Source organism: Neobacillus niacini (genome assembly GCF_030817695.1).
Classification (GTDB): Bacteria; Bacillota; Bacilli; order Bacillales; family Cytobacillaceae; genus Neobacillus; species Neobacillus niacini_F.
The window spans coordinates 12,501-28,719 of sequence record NZ_JAUSZQ010000003.1 but is presented as its reverse complement, the minus strand read 5'-3'; the positions used below and the strand labels follow the sequence as shown (position 1 = coordinate 28,719).

The 16,219-nt window shown below is 42.9% G+C and carries 12 protein-coding genes, 3 rRNA genes and 1 riboswitch (1 of these 16 running past the window's edge); of the genes, 1 reads left to right on the top strand and 14 read right to left on the bottom strand.

What is annotated here, in order from left to right; genetic code table 11:
- Positions 1–10: 10 nt before the first annotated feature.
- The 10 genes from purF to QFZ28_RS23770 form a co-directional block, all read right to left on the bottom strand.
- A complete protein-coding gene (gene purF, locus QFZ28_RS23815; protein WP_307197122.1) occupies positions 11–1,417 on the bottom strand; it encodes an amidophosphoribosyltransferase in 1,407 nt (468 codons plus the stop codon).
- Positions 1,393–3,621 (bottom strand): phosphoribosylformylglycinamidine synthase subunit PurL, encoded by a 2,229-nt coding sequence (gene purL / locus QFZ28_RS23810; protein ID WP_307197121.1) that lies wholly within the window; start codon positions 3,619–3,621, stop codon positions 1,393–1,395. Before purL ends, purF begins: the two co-directional genes overlap by 25 nt.
- Positions 3,605–4,288 carry a phosphoribosylformylglycinamidine synthase subunit PurQ gene (purQ, locus tag QFZ28_RS23805; RefSeq protein WP_307197120.1) on the bottom strand — a complete coding sequence of 228 codons (684 nt, stop codon included), beginning with the start codon at positions 4,286–4,288 and terminating at the stop codon, positions 3,605–3,607. The genes purL and purQ overlap by 17 nt, the downstream gene beginning before the upstream one ends.
- Positions 4,285–4,539 carry a phosphoribosylformylglycinamidine synthase subunit PurS gene (purS, locus tag QFZ28_RS23800; RefSeq protein ID WP_063254695.1) on the bottom strand — a complete coding sequence of 85 codons (255 nt, stop codon included), beginning with the start codon at positions 4,537–4,539 and terminating at the stop codon, positions 4,285–4,287. The genes purQ and purS overlap by 4 nt, the downstream gene beginning before the upstream one ends.
- Positions 4,532–5,245 carry a phosphoribosylaminoimidazolesuccinocarboxamide synthase gene (gene purC / locus QFZ28_RS23795; protein WP_307197119.1) on the bottom strand — a complete coding sequence of 238 codons (714 nt, stop codon included), beginning with the start codon at positions 5,243–5,245 and terminating at the stop codon, positions 4,532–4,534. Before purC ends, purS begins: the two co-directional genes overlap by 8 nt.
- A 78-nt stretch (positions 5,246–5,323) precedes the next feature.
- On the bottom strand, positions 5,324–6,622 hold the full coding sequence (gene purB / locus QFZ28_RS23790) for an adenylosuccinate lyase (protein WP_307197118.1): 1,299 nt from the start codon (positions 6,620–6,622) through the stop codon (positions 5,324–5,326).
- On the bottom strand, positions 6,619–7,773 hold the full coding sequence (purK, locus tag QFZ28_RS23785) for a 5-(carboxyamino)imidazole ribonucleotide synthase (RefSeq protein ID WP_307197117.1): 1,155 nt from the start codon (positions 7,771–7,773) through the stop codon (positions 6,619–6,621). The genes purB and purK overlap by 4 nt, the downstream gene beginning before the upstream one ends.
- A complete protein-coding gene (gene purE, locus QFZ28_RS23780) occupies positions 7,760–8,248 on the bottom strand; it encodes a 5-(carboxyamino)imidazole ribonucleotide mutase (protein ID WP_307197116.1) in 489 nt (162 codons plus the stop codon). Before purE ends, purK begins: the two co-directional genes overlap by 14 nt.
- Before the next feature lie 223 nt (positions 8,249–8,471).
- Positions 8,472–8,573, bottom strand: a riboswitch (purine riboswitch).
- Between the two features lie 85 nt (positions 8,574–8,658).
- Positions 8,659–8,856 carry an NETI motif-containing protein gene (locus tag QFZ28_RS23775; RefSeq protein ID WP_307197115.1) on the bottom strand — a complete coding sequence of 66 codons (198 nt, stop codon included), beginning with the start codon at positions 8,854–8,856 and terminating at the stop codon, positions 8,659–8,661.
- Positions 8,853–9,395: a DUF2179 domain-containing protein gene (locus QFZ28_RS23770; RefSeq protein WP_307197114.1), complete on the bottom strand. Its 543-nt coding sequence runs from the start codon at positions 9,393–9,395 to the stop codon at positions 8,853–8,855. Before QFZ28_RS23770 ends, QFZ28_RS23775 begins: the two co-directional genes overlap by 4 nt.
- 282 nt (positions 9,396–9,677) lie before the next feature.
- Between QFZ28_RS23770 and QFZ28_RS23765 the strand changes: the two genes are divergently transcribed.
- Positions 9,678–10,901: a hypothetical protein gene (locus QFZ28_RS23765; protein WP_307197113.1), complete on the top strand. Its 1,224-nt coding sequence runs from the start codon at positions 9,678–9,680 to the stop codon at positions 10,899–10,901.
- A 46-nt stretch (positions 10,902–10,947) separates the two neighbouring features.
- Here the strand turns inward: QFZ28_RS23765 and QFZ28_RS23760 are convergent, their stop codons facing one another.
- The 4 genes from QFZ28_RS23760 to QFZ28_RS23745 form a co-directional block, all read right to left on the bottom strand.
- Positions 10,948–11,844 (bottom strand): fumarylacetoacetate hydrolase family protein, encoded by an 897-nt coding sequence (locus QFZ28_RS23760; protein WP_307197112.1) that lies wholly within the window; start codon positions 11,842–11,844, stop codon positions 10,948–10,950.
- A 277-nt stretch (positions 11,845–12,121) separates the two neighbouring features.
- Positions 12,122–12,237 (bottom strand): 5S ribosomal RNA (rrf, locus tag QFZ28_RS23755).
- A gap of 76 nt (positions 12,238–12,313) precedes the next feature.
- Positions 12,314–15,251 (bottom strand): 23S ribosomal RNA (locus QFZ28_RS23750).
- 195 nt (positions 15,252–15,446) lie between these two features.
- Positions 15,447–16,219, bottom strand: a 16S ribosomal RNA gene (locus QFZ28_RS23745); it runs 777 nt beyond the window's last position.
- Together the 16S, 23S and 5S rRNA genes form the textbook arrangement of a ribosomal RNA operon.

The following is a 16,219-nucleotide window of genomic DNA, read 5'->3' as shown; positions in this document are numbered from 1 at the left end:
ATGGTCCCCCCTATTTTTGATAGTAATATTGGAGTGTGTCCGGATATATTTCTGTTGGATAATTACCTGTAAAGCAGCCAACGCAGAAACCTTCTGTTCCTTCGGTTTTGACAATGGCCCCTACCATCCCCTCCGTACTTAGGAACGTTAAGGAATCAGCACCAATCAGCTGTCTAATTTCTTCTACTGATTTATCTGAAGCGATTAATTCTTCTTTCGATGATGTATCAATTCCATAGAAACATGGATTTTTTATCGGCGGTGAGCTGATGACAACATGCACCTCTGTCGCTCCTGCCTCTTTTAGCAAACTTACGATTCGTCTGCTCGTCGTTCCACGAACAATGGAGTCATCAACCATGACGACACGTTTACCTTCAACGACACCGCGAACCGCAGAAAGCTTCATCTTTACACCCTGCTCCCGTAATGATTGGGTTGGCTGAATGAAAGTCCGGCCGACATATTTGTTCTTAATTAATCCCATCTCATAAGGAATGCCCGCCGCTTCGGCATACCCAATCGCTGCAGAAATACTAGAATCAGGAACTCCCGTTACGACATCCGCTTCAATTGGTGCTTCTACTGCCAATCTTTTACCCATGTTTTTACGGGCTGTATGAACATTGATTCCTTGAATATTACTATCAGGTCTTGAAAAATAAACATATTCCATTGTACAAATGGACTTTGTTGAATTGAACGCAAATTGTTCTGATGTGATTCCCTCTTCATTGATGATTAATAATTCTCCAGGTCTGATATCGCGGATAAATTCTGCCCCGACAACATCAAAGGCACAGGTTTCCGAAGCAACCACATAGGCGTCTCCAAGACAGCCAAGTGAAAGTGGTCTTAATCCATGAGGATCGAGAGCAACCATTAATTCCTTCTCTGTTAAAATTAAATAGGCATAGGCTCCTTTTAACATCGAAAGCGCATTTTTCACCTGATCCTTCAACTGGGGATATCCACTTCTCCTGATTAAATGAGCTAAAACTTCTGTGTCAGAGCTTGTTTGAAAAATACTTCCTTGTGTTTCAAGCTGGTGTTTTAAGAAATTGGCATTTACTAAATTACCATTATGAGCAAGTGCCAGGCTTCCAGTTTGGGAATGGAACAGCAAGGGCTGGACGTTCTCATAACCGCCGCCCCCTGCTGTTGCATAGCGAACATGCCCAATTGCAGAAGTACCTTTTAAGTCTTCCATCACGTTCTCTGTGAAAATCTCTGAAACTAATCCCTCACCTTTCACCACTTTAAGCTTATCTCCGTTAGATACGACAATCCCTGTACCCTCTTGACCGCGGTGCTGCAGGCTATGGAGTCCGTAATAGGTAAGTTGTGCAGAGTCTGGATGTCCCCAGACACCAAAGACTCCACACTCTTCGTTTAATCCCTTGATTTCAGCAAGCATGGGATAGCTCCTTTCCAGGCATCCTTCAATTCGTTAACTGAAGCTTCTAAAATCGTGTTATTATCAGCATTCACTTTTAATGTTGCTGTATCATTTACTTCACCAATCAATTTGGCAGCTACTATACTTTCAAACTCTGCTTGGTGTTCTTTTTTCACAGTTAGTAGGAAGCGGGATTGTGTTTCGCTAAATAGTGCAGTTACTGGGTTGCCTTCGATTGTGATCGTTGCCCCAAGCTGTTCTTGGCCAAAAAGACTTTCAGCCACCGCTACACCAAGACCACCTTCAGAAAGGTCGTGCGCCGATTGAACAACTCCTGCACGAATAGCTGCTAACACTTGATTCTGTCTTTCTTTTTCTAGCTGGACATTAAGTTCTGGAGCCTTACCGAAAATACGTCCGTTTTGCAGTTTCTGTAACTCACTGCCGCCAAATTCCGGCTTTGTTTCTCCGACTAAGTAAATAAGGTCGCCGCTCGTTTTAAAGTTTTGAGTCGTAATATGGTCAATATCCGTTACTAAGCCAACCATTCCAATGACCGGTGTTGGGTAAATGGCTGTTCCGTTTGTTTCGTTATATAAAGAGACGTTACCGCCAATAACTGGAGTTTCAAGAACTCGGCAAGCCTCGCTGATTCCATCTGCTGCTTTTTCAATCTGCCAGAACACTTCTGGCTTTTCTGGATTTCCAAAATTCAAGTTATCTGTAATCGCTAATGGTTCTGCACCTGAACAAACAATATTACGTGCCGCTTCAGCAACCGCAATTTTCCCGCCTACTTCAGGGTCTAAAAACACATAGCGTGAGTTACAATCAGTCGTCATTGCCAATGCCTTACGGGTTCCACGGATTCTGACAACAGAGGCGTCTGAACCAGGTGAAACGACTGTATTCGTACGTACCATATAATCGTATTGATTATAAACCCATTCCTTGCTTGCCACTGTAGGCTGGCTAAGAATTTGTTTTAATGTTTCATTTAAATCTTCAACCTGTGGGACTTCCACTTCTAATGCCTGGAATTCCTGATAATAAATTGGTTCTTTTGATGGCTTATGATAAACAGGTGCGTCCTCAGCTAATGCATCTACTGGAACATCTGCGACGATTTCGCCATGCTGCAGCAAACGTAGTTTCTTATCATCTGTTACAGTACCGATTGCTACTGCTTCCAAATCGTATTTAGTAAATAGATCTTTGATTTCCTGTTCTCTTCCCTTTGTAACAACAATCAGCATACGCTCTTGTGATTCAGAAAGCATCATTTCATAAGCAGTCATACCAGTTTCACGCTGTGGAACGAGGTCTAAATTCATTTCAATACCCATTCCCGCTTTACTTGCCATTTCAGCTGAAGAACTTGTTAATCCCGCAGCACCCATATCCTGAATACCGACAAGAGCATCTGATTGAATCAATTCAAGGCATGCTTCTAGTAAAAGTTTTTCCATGAATGGGTCGCCAACCTGAACCGCTGGACGATTTTCATCGGACTGGTCTGTTAGCTCTTCAGAAGCGAACGTTGCACCATGAATTCCGTCACGGCCTGTTTTCGCTCCAACATACATCACTGTATTGCCAACACCTTGGGCAAGACCTTTTTTAATATCTTTATGATCGATTAAACCAACACACATCGCATTTACTAACGGGTTGCCCTCATAACATGGTTCAAATTGAATTTCGCCGCCAACCGTTGGAATTCCGATACAGTTACCGTAGCCAGCGATTCCAGCTACAACTTCTTTGAATAGGTAGCGTACTCTAGCGGATTCATCAAGTTCTCCGAAACGAAGTGAGTTTAATAGAGCTATAGGACGTGCACCCATTGAAAAAATATCGCGGATAATTCCGCCAACACCTGTAGCCGCCCCTTGATATGGCTCGATGGCTGATGGGTGGTTATGACTTTCGATTTTAAACACAACCGCTTGATTATCACCGATATCAACAATTCCTGCCCCTTCTCCAGGTCCCTGAAGAACACGCTCACCCGTCGTTGGGAATTTTCTTAGGACTGGTTTAGAGTTTTTATAACTGCAATGCTCAGACCACATAACCGAGAAAAGGCCTGTTTCAGTGTAGTTCGGTGTTCGGCCAAGAATGTTTTCAACCTGGGTGAATTCTTCATCGGATAAGCCCATTTGCTGATAAAGTTTTTCTGTCTTTACTTGATCTGGTCTTGGTTCATGCTTTAACAACATTTGCTTCCCTCCAGCTTCTTACAATCGATTGAAATAATTTGAGTCCATCTGCTCCGCCTAATAACTCATCAACGGCTCTTTCAGGGTGTGGCATCATCCCGAGGACATTTCCTGTTTCATTGATAATTCCTGCTATATCTTCTAAACTTCCGTTCGGGTTATCTTGGTAAGTAAAAACGATTTGGTTATTTTCTTTAAGCTTAGCAAGCGTTTCTTCATCACAATAGTAGTTTCCTTCACCATGAGCGACAGGGATTGAAATGGTTTCACCTTGCGTGTAGACAGCAGAAAACATCGTCTGATTGTTCACTACTTTTAAATCAACTGGCTTACAGATAAATGATAGACTTTCATTTCGTCTCATGGCCCCAGGCAGCAATCCTGCTTCCAATAAAATCTGGAATCCGTTGCAAACACCTAGAATCGGTTTCCCTGCTTCTGCTGCTTTTACGACTGCTTGCATGACCTTACTAAAACGTGCAATGGCTCCTGTACGTAAATAATCACCGTATGAAAAGCCGCCAGGAAGTAAAATTCCATCAAACTCATCTAAGCTCTCAGTGTCATGCCAAACATATTCAACCTGTTCACCAAGTTCATCCTTAATCGCATGGTACATATCGATATCACAGTTAGACCCCGGAAAAACGATGACTGCAAACTTCACTGAGGAACACACTCCTCTACTTCATAACGGTAGTCTTCAATGACTGTATTGGCTAATAGCTTGCTGCAAATCTCATTGATCACTTCATCAAGGTCGCGTTCTGATTTTTCGATCGTTAGTTCCATATATTTACCGATTCGTACATCGGATACTTCTGGATAATTTAATGAATGCAGTGAATGCGTTACTGCCTTACCTTGTGGATCCAATACACTTTCTCTTAACGTGACATATACCTTTACCTTAAACATGCTGTTTTCCCCCTAATCTCGCTAAAATGGTTTCATATGCTTCTGTTAAACTGCCAAGGTCACGACGAAATACATCTTTATCGAGCTTTTCATTTGTCTTTTTGTCCCAAAGTCTACAAGTGTCTGGTGATATCTCATCTGCTAATAAAATGCTGCCTTCAGCGTCTTTACCAAACTCAAGTTTAAAGTCTATAAGATTAATTCCTAATTCGTTAAAAAAGCTTGATAAAAATGTATTAATTTTTAGGGCTTTTTTCTTTAGGATGGTAATTTCCTTTTTTGTTGCTATGTTCAATTCATAGATATGGGGTCTGGTTAGTAATGGGTCACCAAGATCATCATTTTTCAAATAAAATTCAACTAATGGCTTTGTTAATTCCTTACCCTCTTCGATTCCTAATCGCTTTGAAAGACTTCCGGCAGCGATATTGCGAACGACCACTTCAAGCGGGATAATGGTTACCCTCTTTACCAGCTGTTCTGTTTCAGAAATACGCTTAATGAAATGCGATGGGATGCCCTGTTCCTGAAGCTTTAAAAATAGCAAACTAGTAATTTCGTTATTCAAACGACCCTTGCCAGTAATATCTGCCTTCTTCTGCCCGTTGAAAGCTGTTGCCGAATCCTTATATTCAATCAAAACTGTTTGCTCATCTTCCGTACTAAAAATTCGCTTCGCTTTACCTTCATAAAGAAGTTCTTTCATAAAGAATCACTCCTAATTTCAAATATTGGGAATCTTCAAGATAAGTAAAGGGTGCTTTGCACCCTTATTATTTTTTAATTAACCATTTAACCCTAATCGGTCAAAGATGGTATTAACATGTTGCAGGTGATAGTTGTAATCAAAGCAGTCAGCGATTTCTTCTGCTGAAAGCAGGCTTGTAATTTTTGGCTCTTCTTCAATCAAACCGCGGAAAGGAACTTGCTTTTCCCATGATTCCATTGTTTTTGGCTGAACGGTATCATATGCCTCTTCACGAGATAAACCTTTGTCGATTAACGCCAGAAGAACTCTCTGAGAATAAATCAAACCGAGCGTCCGGTCCATGTTACGTTTCATGTTTTCCGGATAAACTGTTAGGTTTTTAATGATGTTGCCGAAACGATTCAACATGTAGTTCAAGGCAATCGTCGCATCCGGTAAAATGATACGCTCTGCAGAAGAGTGTGAAATATCGCGTTCATGCCATAGTGGAACATTTTCATAGGCTGTCATCATGTAGCCGCGAATCACACGGGCCAAACCAGTCATATTTTCAGACCCAATTGGGTTTCGTTTATGAGGCATGGCAGATGAGCCTTTTTGTCCTTTTGCAAAAAACTCTTCTACTTCACGCGTTTCACTTTTTTGTAATCCGCGAACTTCCACGGCGAATTTTTCAATCGAAGTAGCAATCAATGCAAGAGTGGACATATAGTGTGCGTGACGGTCGCGCTGCAAGGTTTGGGTGGAAATTGGTGCAGGCTGGGTACCAAGTTTTTCACACACATATTGTTCAACAAACGGGTTGATATTAGCGTAAGTTCCAACTGCTCCGGAAATTTTCCCAAACTCGACGCCAGTAGCAGCATGATTAAACCGTTCCAAGTTACGTTTCATTTCTTCATACCAAAGAGCAAGCTTTAATCCAAAAGTAGTCGGTTCAGCATGTACCCCGTGCGTACGACCCATCATGACAGTAAATTTATGCTCGATCGCTTTATTCTTTAGGATTTCAATAAAGGTTTCAAGGTCCTTCCGGATAATCGCATTGGCTTGCTTTAATAAGTAAGAAAGTGCGGTATCAACTACATCCGTTGAAGTTAAACCGTAATGCACCCATTTGCGCTCTTCCCCTAATGTCTCGGATACTGCGCGAGTAAAGGCAACCACATCATGTCTAGTTTCTTCTTCGATTTCCTTAATCCGGTCAATATTAAAGGATGCATTTTCACGAAGCTTCTTTACGTCTTGTTTCGGAATCTCACCTAACTCTGCCCATGCTTCACATGCAAGAATTTCAACCTCAAGCCAAGCTTTAAAGCGGTTTTCCTCTGTCCAAATCGCACCCATTTCAGGTCGTGTATAACGATCAATCATCTTTTGGCCTCCAAACTTTTTTCTTCCCAAATGTAACTGTTATTAACTGCTTCAAGGGCATTCTCAACAGAATCACAAAGTATCGTTACATGCCCCATCTTTCGTTTTAGTATTGCCTCTTTTTTACCATATAAATGAACTTTCCAATCATTTACTTTTGTAAGATTATCTAACATGTTTTGAACATGCTCTCCTAGTATGTTAACCATGACCGCTGGCTTTAATAGCTCTGTTTTACCAAGGGGCAGGTTACACACAGCCCTGATATGTTGTTCGAATTGTGATGTTTCACATGCTTCAATTGTATAATGCCCAGAATTATGCGGTCTAGGAGCGAGTTCATTTATATAAATGATATCCCCCGCTGTTAAAAACATTTCAACCGCTAGTGTTCCAACTAACTCAAATGCATTAGCGAGTTGTATTGCGGATTGAATGGCTTTATCCTCCGCCTGTTTACTAATACGTGCTGGAGCAATCGTTTGGTGGAGAATATTATCCTGATGAATATTTTCTCCAACCGGAAATACTGCACTTTCACCATTTGAATTTCTTGTGATAATGACGGAAATTTCTTTAGAAAAAGAAATCCATTTTTCTAGAATACATTGTCCGTTATCAAGAAGTACTCTAGCCTTTTCAATATCCTGATGACTTTTTATAACAACCTGCCCTTTGCCGTCATAGCCGCCTCGTGCAGTTTTCAATACAAGAGGATAGCCAAGCTGTTCACAATGTTCATGAAGGTCATTCAGAGAATTGATGACTGCATATGGTGCCACCTTGACGCCTGCGTTTGCAATTGCACCTTTTTCTTTCACCCGGTCCTGCGTAATTTCAAGTAAACTCTTACCCTGTGGCACATATGCTTGATCACAAAGCCATTCAAGTGCTTCAGCATCGATATTTTCAAATTCGTAAGTAATGACATCGCTGACTTCCGCTAGTTTCCTAATCGCCTCTAGATCATCATAGTCCCCAATTACCTTATAATCCGCCACCTGGCCGCAAGGAGAATCTTCAACAGGGTCTAATACAGCAATTCGATAACCCATTGCTCTAGCAGAAAGAGCCATCATCCTTCCCAGCTGACCACCGCCAATAATTCCAATTGTTTGTCCCGGCAAAATAGTTTTATTAGACAAGCTCATCACTACTTTCTATTGCTGCCATTTTTGCTTCTATGCGGACTTGCTCGAGTCGTTCTTGTAATTTCAATTCGTTAATCGATATAATCTGAGCTGCTAGTAACCCGGCATTTGTTGCTCCTGCTTTTCCGATTGCTACCGTTGCCACCGGGACCCCTGCAGGCATTTGTACAATCGATAATAGAGAATCCATTCCATTCAATGCCTTCGATTGAACAGGAACGCCAATCACTGGCAATGTCGTCTTTGCAGCAACCATACCTGGCAGATGTGCAGCGCCGCCTGCACCAGCGATGATTACCTTAATACCTCTTACCCTGGCATTCTCAGCAAATTCAAACATCAAATCAGGAGTGCGGTGGGCTGAAACCACCTTTTTTTCATAAGGAACCTCTAACCGGTCAAGGATTTCACAGGTATGCTTCATCGTTTCCCAATCGGATTTGCTTCCCATTATAACCGCCACAATCGGATTCATGTTCTCTCCCCTTTGTCTAACGCAAGCTGCCATGGAAAAAATGAACTGCATTTTTCCCTAGGAAAAAAGTAGTTCATTTTTTCCCCGGTGCTTACGCTTTTCTTACTTTACCAATATAAAAAGCCCAAAACAGATACTTCCCCAATTTCATGAAATGAGAGAAAGCAGTCTGTCCGGGCTGAAATCGGCACAGTAAATGACCATGAAACGAGTAAACGTTTCAGGCACTTCCACTTCCCCTCATAGTCCAATCATTTACGGTAATTGGGTAGATACTTATGGGCCATATTCCCATTATTATACGAGGGTGTTACGTTATATATTTTTTTGACACCTTTATATTACAATTTAAGGCGCAAATGGTCAATAAAAACGAACGATTTTATTTCTGGAAATTATAATGTTCGTTTTTACTCGGCATGGATAGCTTCAAATACAATCTGCCTTCCGACCGGTTCATAGGAAGTTTCCTTCCCATTCACTACCTCCTGAAATACCGGTTTTTCCGTACGGCGAACAGGTATATACCCCTGTTTTTTCATCCGTTCCAGGCAAGCTTCAATACTTTCATTTTCCTGAACTTCAAATTGCATTTTCTTTTTACTCATGAAAATAGTTTCCCTCTTTTCACCGATTTTACCCAAAATCCCCCATGGATTGCTTTTGGTTCATAGGAGATGATGAATGCTTTTGGGTCCAAACTTTTTATCGTTTCATATAATTTGAGTTCAAATTTTCTTGGTGTCAATATTTGAAGTGCCATCCGATCTCCCTCGAGCCCATGAGCAGCCCAATCGGTCACCCCAAATCCCTTCTCCCTTAATACCTTAGGTAAATTTATATCATATTCCTTTGTAATTACATTTACCGTAATATAACCTAAAGCCAGTTTTTCTTCAATTTTCATCCCTACGATGACACCAATCCCATAACCAACGGCGTAAGCAATTAGGTTTTGAACTTCATTTAAGTTATTTAAAACAAGACCAAGACCTAAAACATAGATCACCACTTCAACCATACTCAAGCCTGCAGCCAAATACCGCTGACCCTTTAACGTTAGAATCATTCTTATCGTAAAAAATGAAACATAAACAATGTTAATAAGTAAAATAATCACTACCATCATAAAACCATTCTCTAACATTTATACCCTCCTGTTCTCCTCTTGCCCATTTATTAGTTGTACCTGTTAGTTTAACCTTTTTTAATAAACTTTTCATTTCATTTAAACAAGACCTGCCATTTGACAGGTCAAAGCCTAGTATTATTTCACTATTATTCTTTTTGAGCCTCGACCTCGGGGTGGTAAAGTTTTCCCTGAATTTCTAATAGCTTTTCAAGATCATCTATAGATAAAAATTTAAAAACATACTTTTACCCTTTTATTGGGAATTATAAGATTTAAAGATAATAGGTGGTGACATTCGTGCTAAAAAAGATACTTTTATTGGCTATTTTGGTATTTTCCTTTTTTTCTGTTGCTGCCTCAGCGGAACCTAAGGAAAATTTAAAAGCCGCTTTTGTAAGAAACAATCATTTATGGATAAAACTAAAAGATAAAGAAATAATGCTAACAGGTACGGGATATGTAAGATATCCGAAATGGTCATTCGATGGCAGCTGGGTTGCTTATTTAAAGGGCGCCATGGAAGGGGATATGATGAATCTCTGGCTCTACAATATAAAGAGCAACAGACATTTTAAGGTAAAAGAAAATGTTGGTGGGAACTTTCAATGGTCCCCAAATGAAAATACAATTGGATTCCAGGTTGCAAGTAAACTTTATATTTTACATACCAGCCAATTAGGTCAATTTATGCCTATTCGGAAGAATATAGAAAGTTTCTCTTGGCTCCCAACCGGCAATGGTTTACTTATTTCAACAAAAAAAAGTGCAGACCCTCAATCTGATATTATTTTATCAAATGTGATTTTGAGAAAAAAAGAAAAGCCTGCTGTTAAGCATTTTTATACGATTAAGATTGGCGAAAATGAAGTATTTGCTTCTACTAGTGCATTTAAATGGTCAAATGATAAGAAGTGGATTAGCTTTTTGTTAATTCCTACCGCCTCCTTATCGGCTGATGGAAACACGTTATGTGTCTTATCAACTAACGGAAAAACATTTCAAAAGATGGATGAAATGTTAAATGAATCTGCATGGTTCCAATGGGCTCCATATAATGGATTGTTGGGCTATGTAAGTGGTGGTGGGCGAGAAGCAACTTCCAATAAAAGAACGCATGTTTTAAGAGTCCCATCTATGGAAAATGACACCCTCACTCCAAGGGGTTTTGTAGATCGTGATTTGACATGGCAAAATAATCGAACCATAATTGTGTCTCGTTCGAAGGAAAATGATTCTGAGGAAATAGACGAAACAGCATTACCAAGCCTATATAAGATCAATCTTTTAGATAATAAACAAACCCAAGTCACTTTTCCTTCTGAAAAAAATGGAGATTTCAGACCAGAAATTGTTAAGAATAATTTGATCTGGATTAGAACTGACCGAAAGAATGCAGATGTGATGATTTCTCCCACCTATAAATCTGGAGAGGCCGTATGGATAAAAAATATCAATCTCGGGAGTTCCTTTTATGAAAAGTGGAGTTGGGATGAGGTGTTTAGTTTATATACGGGGCGCTAATTATTGGAGGACCAGGCAAGTTAATTGCCTGGCTCTCACCTAAAAATTATTTTTCTTCAATTAATGTATTAGTTAGTGTACCTAATTTTTCAACTTCAACGGTTACTACATCACCAGGCTTTAGGTAAATTCTCTTTTCCTTTGGATAGCCTATGATTACACCCGCTGGAGTACCAGTAAGAATCACATCTCCAGGTGTAAGAGTCATGTGCTGTGAAATATAGCTGACAATTTCATCTACATAAAAAATCATATCAGACGTATTTGATTCTTGCCGTATTTCACCATTTACATAGGTTTTTAATTGTAAATTATTAGGATCGCCGACTTCATCCGCTGTAACTAGATATGGACCGATAGGACTGAAGTCGTCACATGTTTTTCCAAGTAACCATTGGTGTGTCCTTTTTTGCAGATCACGTGCTGATAAATCATTTGCTGTACAGTAGCCAAATACATAATCTAATGCATTTTCTTTACTTACATACTTCGCTTCCTTCCCAATTACAACCCCCAATTCAACCTCGTAATCCAGCCTTTGGGTCACTTTTGGCACAGCAATCTCACATTTATGTCCTGTTAATGAATTATTAAATTTACTAAACAATATTGGTACTTCTGGATATGGAGACTTTGTTTCATCAGCATGTTTGCGATAATTTAAACCTACACAGATAATCTTGTTCGGTTGTGTGACACAAGGTCCCCACTCAACATCATCTTCATTTTTGAGATAGCTTGTTTTATTTTCTATTGGCAGGTTCGAAATATAGTCCTCGAGTGCAGAGATGACTTCATGACCACCTGCGATAACCTCCATGATATTTGTATGTACTTGATTGGCGGGGCTCTCTTTTAGTGCTTCTTCAAGGTCAATTATGCCATTCTCCACTTTTACTCCTAACACGTGCTTGCCATTTTTATTAATAGTTACTAGTTTCATTGAATCATTATCCTCCTTTATTTGGGCTTCTAAACATCTGATTTCTCTATTACATCCTTTTTATCCTTCTTTCTCCTTTAATTAATTAAAGTGTTTTTTTGTAATTAGCAGTTACTTTATCAAATAGTGGGGTTTGATTCCGTTGGCGTTTAATCGTTACCAATTTCACTGATAATGGCATTAAACGGGCACGAATCTGAATTCACTTTTTTACTTTCAACCTTTTCCTTTCAGACAGCAAAAAAAACACAACCTTAATCAGGTTGTGTTTCAGTTTGCCTGGCAACGTCCTACTCTCACAGGGACAAAGTCCCAACTACCATCGGCGCTGAGAAGCTTAACTTCCGTGTTCGGTATGGGAACGGGTGTGACCTTCTCGCCATTATTGCCAGACTATTAAATTGAGGTATCATTCCCTCAAAACTAGATAATTTCAGAAGAAGTTTGTAAAACGAGTTCACCTTAAAAATTGGTTAAGTCCTCGAACGATTAGTATCAGTCAGCTCCACATGTTACCACGCTTCCACCTCTGACCTATCAACCTGATCATCTTTCAGGGTTCTTACTAGCTTGACGCTATGGGAAATCTCATCTTGAGGGGGGCTTCATGCTTAGATGCTTTCAGCACTTATCCCGTCCGCACATAGCTACCCAGCGATGCCTTTGGCAAGACAACTGGTACACCAGCGGTGCGTCCATCCCGGTCCTCTCGTACTAAGGACAGCTCCTCTCAAATTTCCTGCGCCCACGACGGATAGGGACCGAACTGTCTCACGACGTTCTGAACCCAGCTCGCGTACCGCTTTAATGGGCGAACAGCCCAACCCTTGGGACCGACTACAGCCCCAGGATGCGATGAGCCGACATCGAGGTGCCAAACCTCCCCGTCGATGTGGACTCTTGGGGGAGATAAGCCTGTTATCCCCGGGGTAGCTTTTATCCGTTGAGCGATGGCCCTTCCATGCGGAACCACCGGATCACTAAGCCCGACTTTCGTCCCTGCTCGACTTGTAGGTCTCGCAGTCAAGCTCCCTTGTGCCTTTACACTCTGCGAATGATTTCCAACCATTCTGAGGGAACCTTTGGGCGCCTCCGTTACTCTTTAGGAGGCGACCGCCCCAGTCAAACTGCCCACCTGACACTGTCTCCCACCCCGATCAGGGGTGAGGGTTAGAATTTCAATACAGCCAGGGTAGTATCCCACCGACGCCTCCACCGAAGCTGGCGCTCCGGCTTCTCAGGCTCCTACCTATCCTGTACAAGCTGTACCAAAATTCAATATCAGGCTACAGTAAAGCTCCACGGGGTCTTTCCGTCCTGTCGCGGGTAACCTGCATCTTCACAGGTACTATAATTTCACCGAGTCTCTCGTTGAGACAGTGCCCAGATCGTTACGCCTTTCGTGCGGGTCGGAACTTACCCGACAAGGAATTTCGCTACCTTAGGACCGTTATAGTTACGGCCGCCGTTTACTGGGGCTTCGATTCAGAGCTTCGCTTGCGCTAACCCCTCCTCTTAACCTTCCAGCACCGGGCAGGCGTCAGCCCCTATACTTCGCCTTGCGGCTTCGCAGAGACCTGTGTTTTTGCTAAACAGTCGCCTGGGCCTATTCACTGCGGCTCTTCGAGGCTATTCACCTCAAAAAGCACCCCTTCTCCCGAAGTTACGGGGTCATTTTGCCGAGTTCCTTAACGAGAGTTCTCTCGCTCACCTTAGGATTCTCTCCTCGCCTACCTGTGTCGGTTTGCGGTACGGGCACCTTTTATCTCGCTAGAGGCTTTTCTTGGCAGTGTGGAATCAGGAACTTCGGTACTATATTTCCCTCGGCATTACAGCTCAGCCTTAATGGTAAGCGGATTTTCCTACTTACCAGCCTAACTGCTTACACGCACATATCCAACAGTGCGCTTACCCTATCCTCCTGCGTCCCCCCATCACTCAAACGATAAAGAGGTGGTACAGGAATATCAACCTGTTGTCCATCGCCTACGCCTTTCGGCCTCGGCTTAGGTCCCGACTAACCCTGAGAGGACGAGCCTTCCTCAGGAAACCTTAGGCATACGGTGGATGGGATTCTCACCCATCTTTCGCTACTCATACCGGCATTCTCACTTCTAAGCGCTCCACCAGTCCTTACGGTCTAGCTTCAACGCCCTTAGAACGCTCTCCTACCACTGACACCATACGGTGTCAATCCACAGCTTCGGTGTTACGTTTAGCCCCGGTACATTTTCGGCGCAGAGTCACTCGACCAGTGAGCTATTACGCACTCTTTAAATGGTGGCTGCTTCTAAGCCAACATCCTGGTTGTCTAAGCAACTCCACATCCTTTTCCACTTAACGTAAACTTTGGGACCTTAGCTGGTGGTCTGGGCTGTTTCCCTTTTGACTACGGATCTTATCACTCGCAGTCTGACTCCCACGGATAAGTCTTTGGCATTCGGAGTTTGTCTGAATTCGGTAACCCGATGAGGGCCCCTAGTCCAAACAGTGCTCTACCTCCAAGACTCTTACAACGTGAGGCTAGCCCTAAAGCTATTTCGGAGAGAACCAGCTATCTCCAAGTTCGATTGGAATTTCTCCGCTACCCACACCTCATCCCCGCACTTTTCAACGTGCGTGGGTTCGGGCCTCCATCCAGTGTTACCTGGACTTCACCCTGGACATGGGTAGATCACCTGGTTTCGGGTCTACGACCACATACTCATTCGCCCTATTCAGACTCGCTTTCGCTGCGGCTCCGTCTCTTCAACTTAACCTTGCATGGGATCGTAACTCGCCGGTTCATTCTACAAAAGGCACGCCATCACCCATGAACGGGCTCTGACTACTTGTAGGCACACGGTTTCAGGATCTCTTTCACTCCCCTTCCGGGGTGCTTTTCACCTTTCCCTCACGGTACTGGTTCACTATCGGTCACTAGGGAGTATTTAGCCTTGGGAGATGGTCCTCCCAGCTTCCGACCGGATTTCACGTGTCCGGCCGTACTCAGGATCCACTCAGGAGGGAACGAAGTTTCAACTACAGGGTTTTTACCTTCTATGACGGACCTTTCCAGGTCGCTTCATCTACCCCGTTCCTTTGTAACTCCATGTTGAGTGTCCTACAACCCCAAGAGGCAAGCCTCTTGGTTTGGGCTATGTCCCGTTTCGCTCGCCGCTACTCAGGGAATCGCGTTTTGCTTTCTCTTCCTCCGGGTACTTAGATGTTTCAGTTCCCCGGGTCTGCCTTCAATACCCTATGTATTCAGGTAAAGATACTGCTCCATTACGAGCAGTGGGTTCCCCCATTCGGAAATCTCCGGATCAAAGCTTACTTACAGCTCCCCGAAGCATATCGGTGTTAGTCCCGTCCTTCATCGGCTCCTAGTGCCAAGGCATCCACCGTGCGCCCTTTCTAACTTAACCTAAATGGTTATACTCTTATTAAATAAGAGAGAAAAACTAAAATGGCGATTCTCGGTTTTACTTTGACTTCTTCTTACGATTATCTAGTTTTCAAAGAACGATTAAAAAAAGCTTTGAGAGAATTACTCCCTCAAAACTAAACAAACAAGTAACAGTCAACGTTTTATCAGTCCACAAGGACTGCATTATCCTTAGAAAGGAGGTGATCCAGCCGCACCTTCCGATACGGCTACCTTGTTACGACTTCACCCCAATCATCTGTCCCACCTTAGGCGGCTGGCTCCTTGCGGTTACCCCACCGACTTCGGGTGTTACAAACTCTCGTGGTGTGACGGGCGGTGTGTACAAGGCCCGGGAACGTATTCACCGCGGCATGCTGATCCGCGATTACTAGCGATTCCGGCTTCATGTAGGCGAGTTGCAGCCTACAATCCGAACTGAGAATGGTTTTATGGGATTGGCTAAACCTCGCGGTCTTGCAGCCCTTTGTACCATCCATTGTAGCACGTGTGTAGCCCAGGTCATAAGGGGCATGATGATTTGACGTCATCCCCACCTTCCTCCGGTTTGTCACCGGCAGTCTCCTTAGAGTGCCCAACTGAATGCTGGCAACTAAGAACAAGGGTTGCGCTCGTTGCGGGACTTAACCCAACATCTCACGACACGAGCTGACGACAACCATGCACCACCTGTCACTCTGTCCCCCGAAGGGGAACGTCCTATCTCTAGGAGTGTCAGAGGATGTCAAGACCTGGTAAGGTTCTTCGCGTTGCTTCGAATTAAACCACATGCTCCACCGCTTGTGCGGGCCCCCGTCAATTCCTTTGAGTTTCAGCCTTGCGGCCGTACTCCCCAGGCGGAGTGCTTAATGCGTTAGCTGCAGCACTAAAGGGCGGAAACCCTCTAACACTTAGCACTCATCGTTTACGGCGTGGACTACCAGGGTATCTAATCCTGTTTGCTCCCCA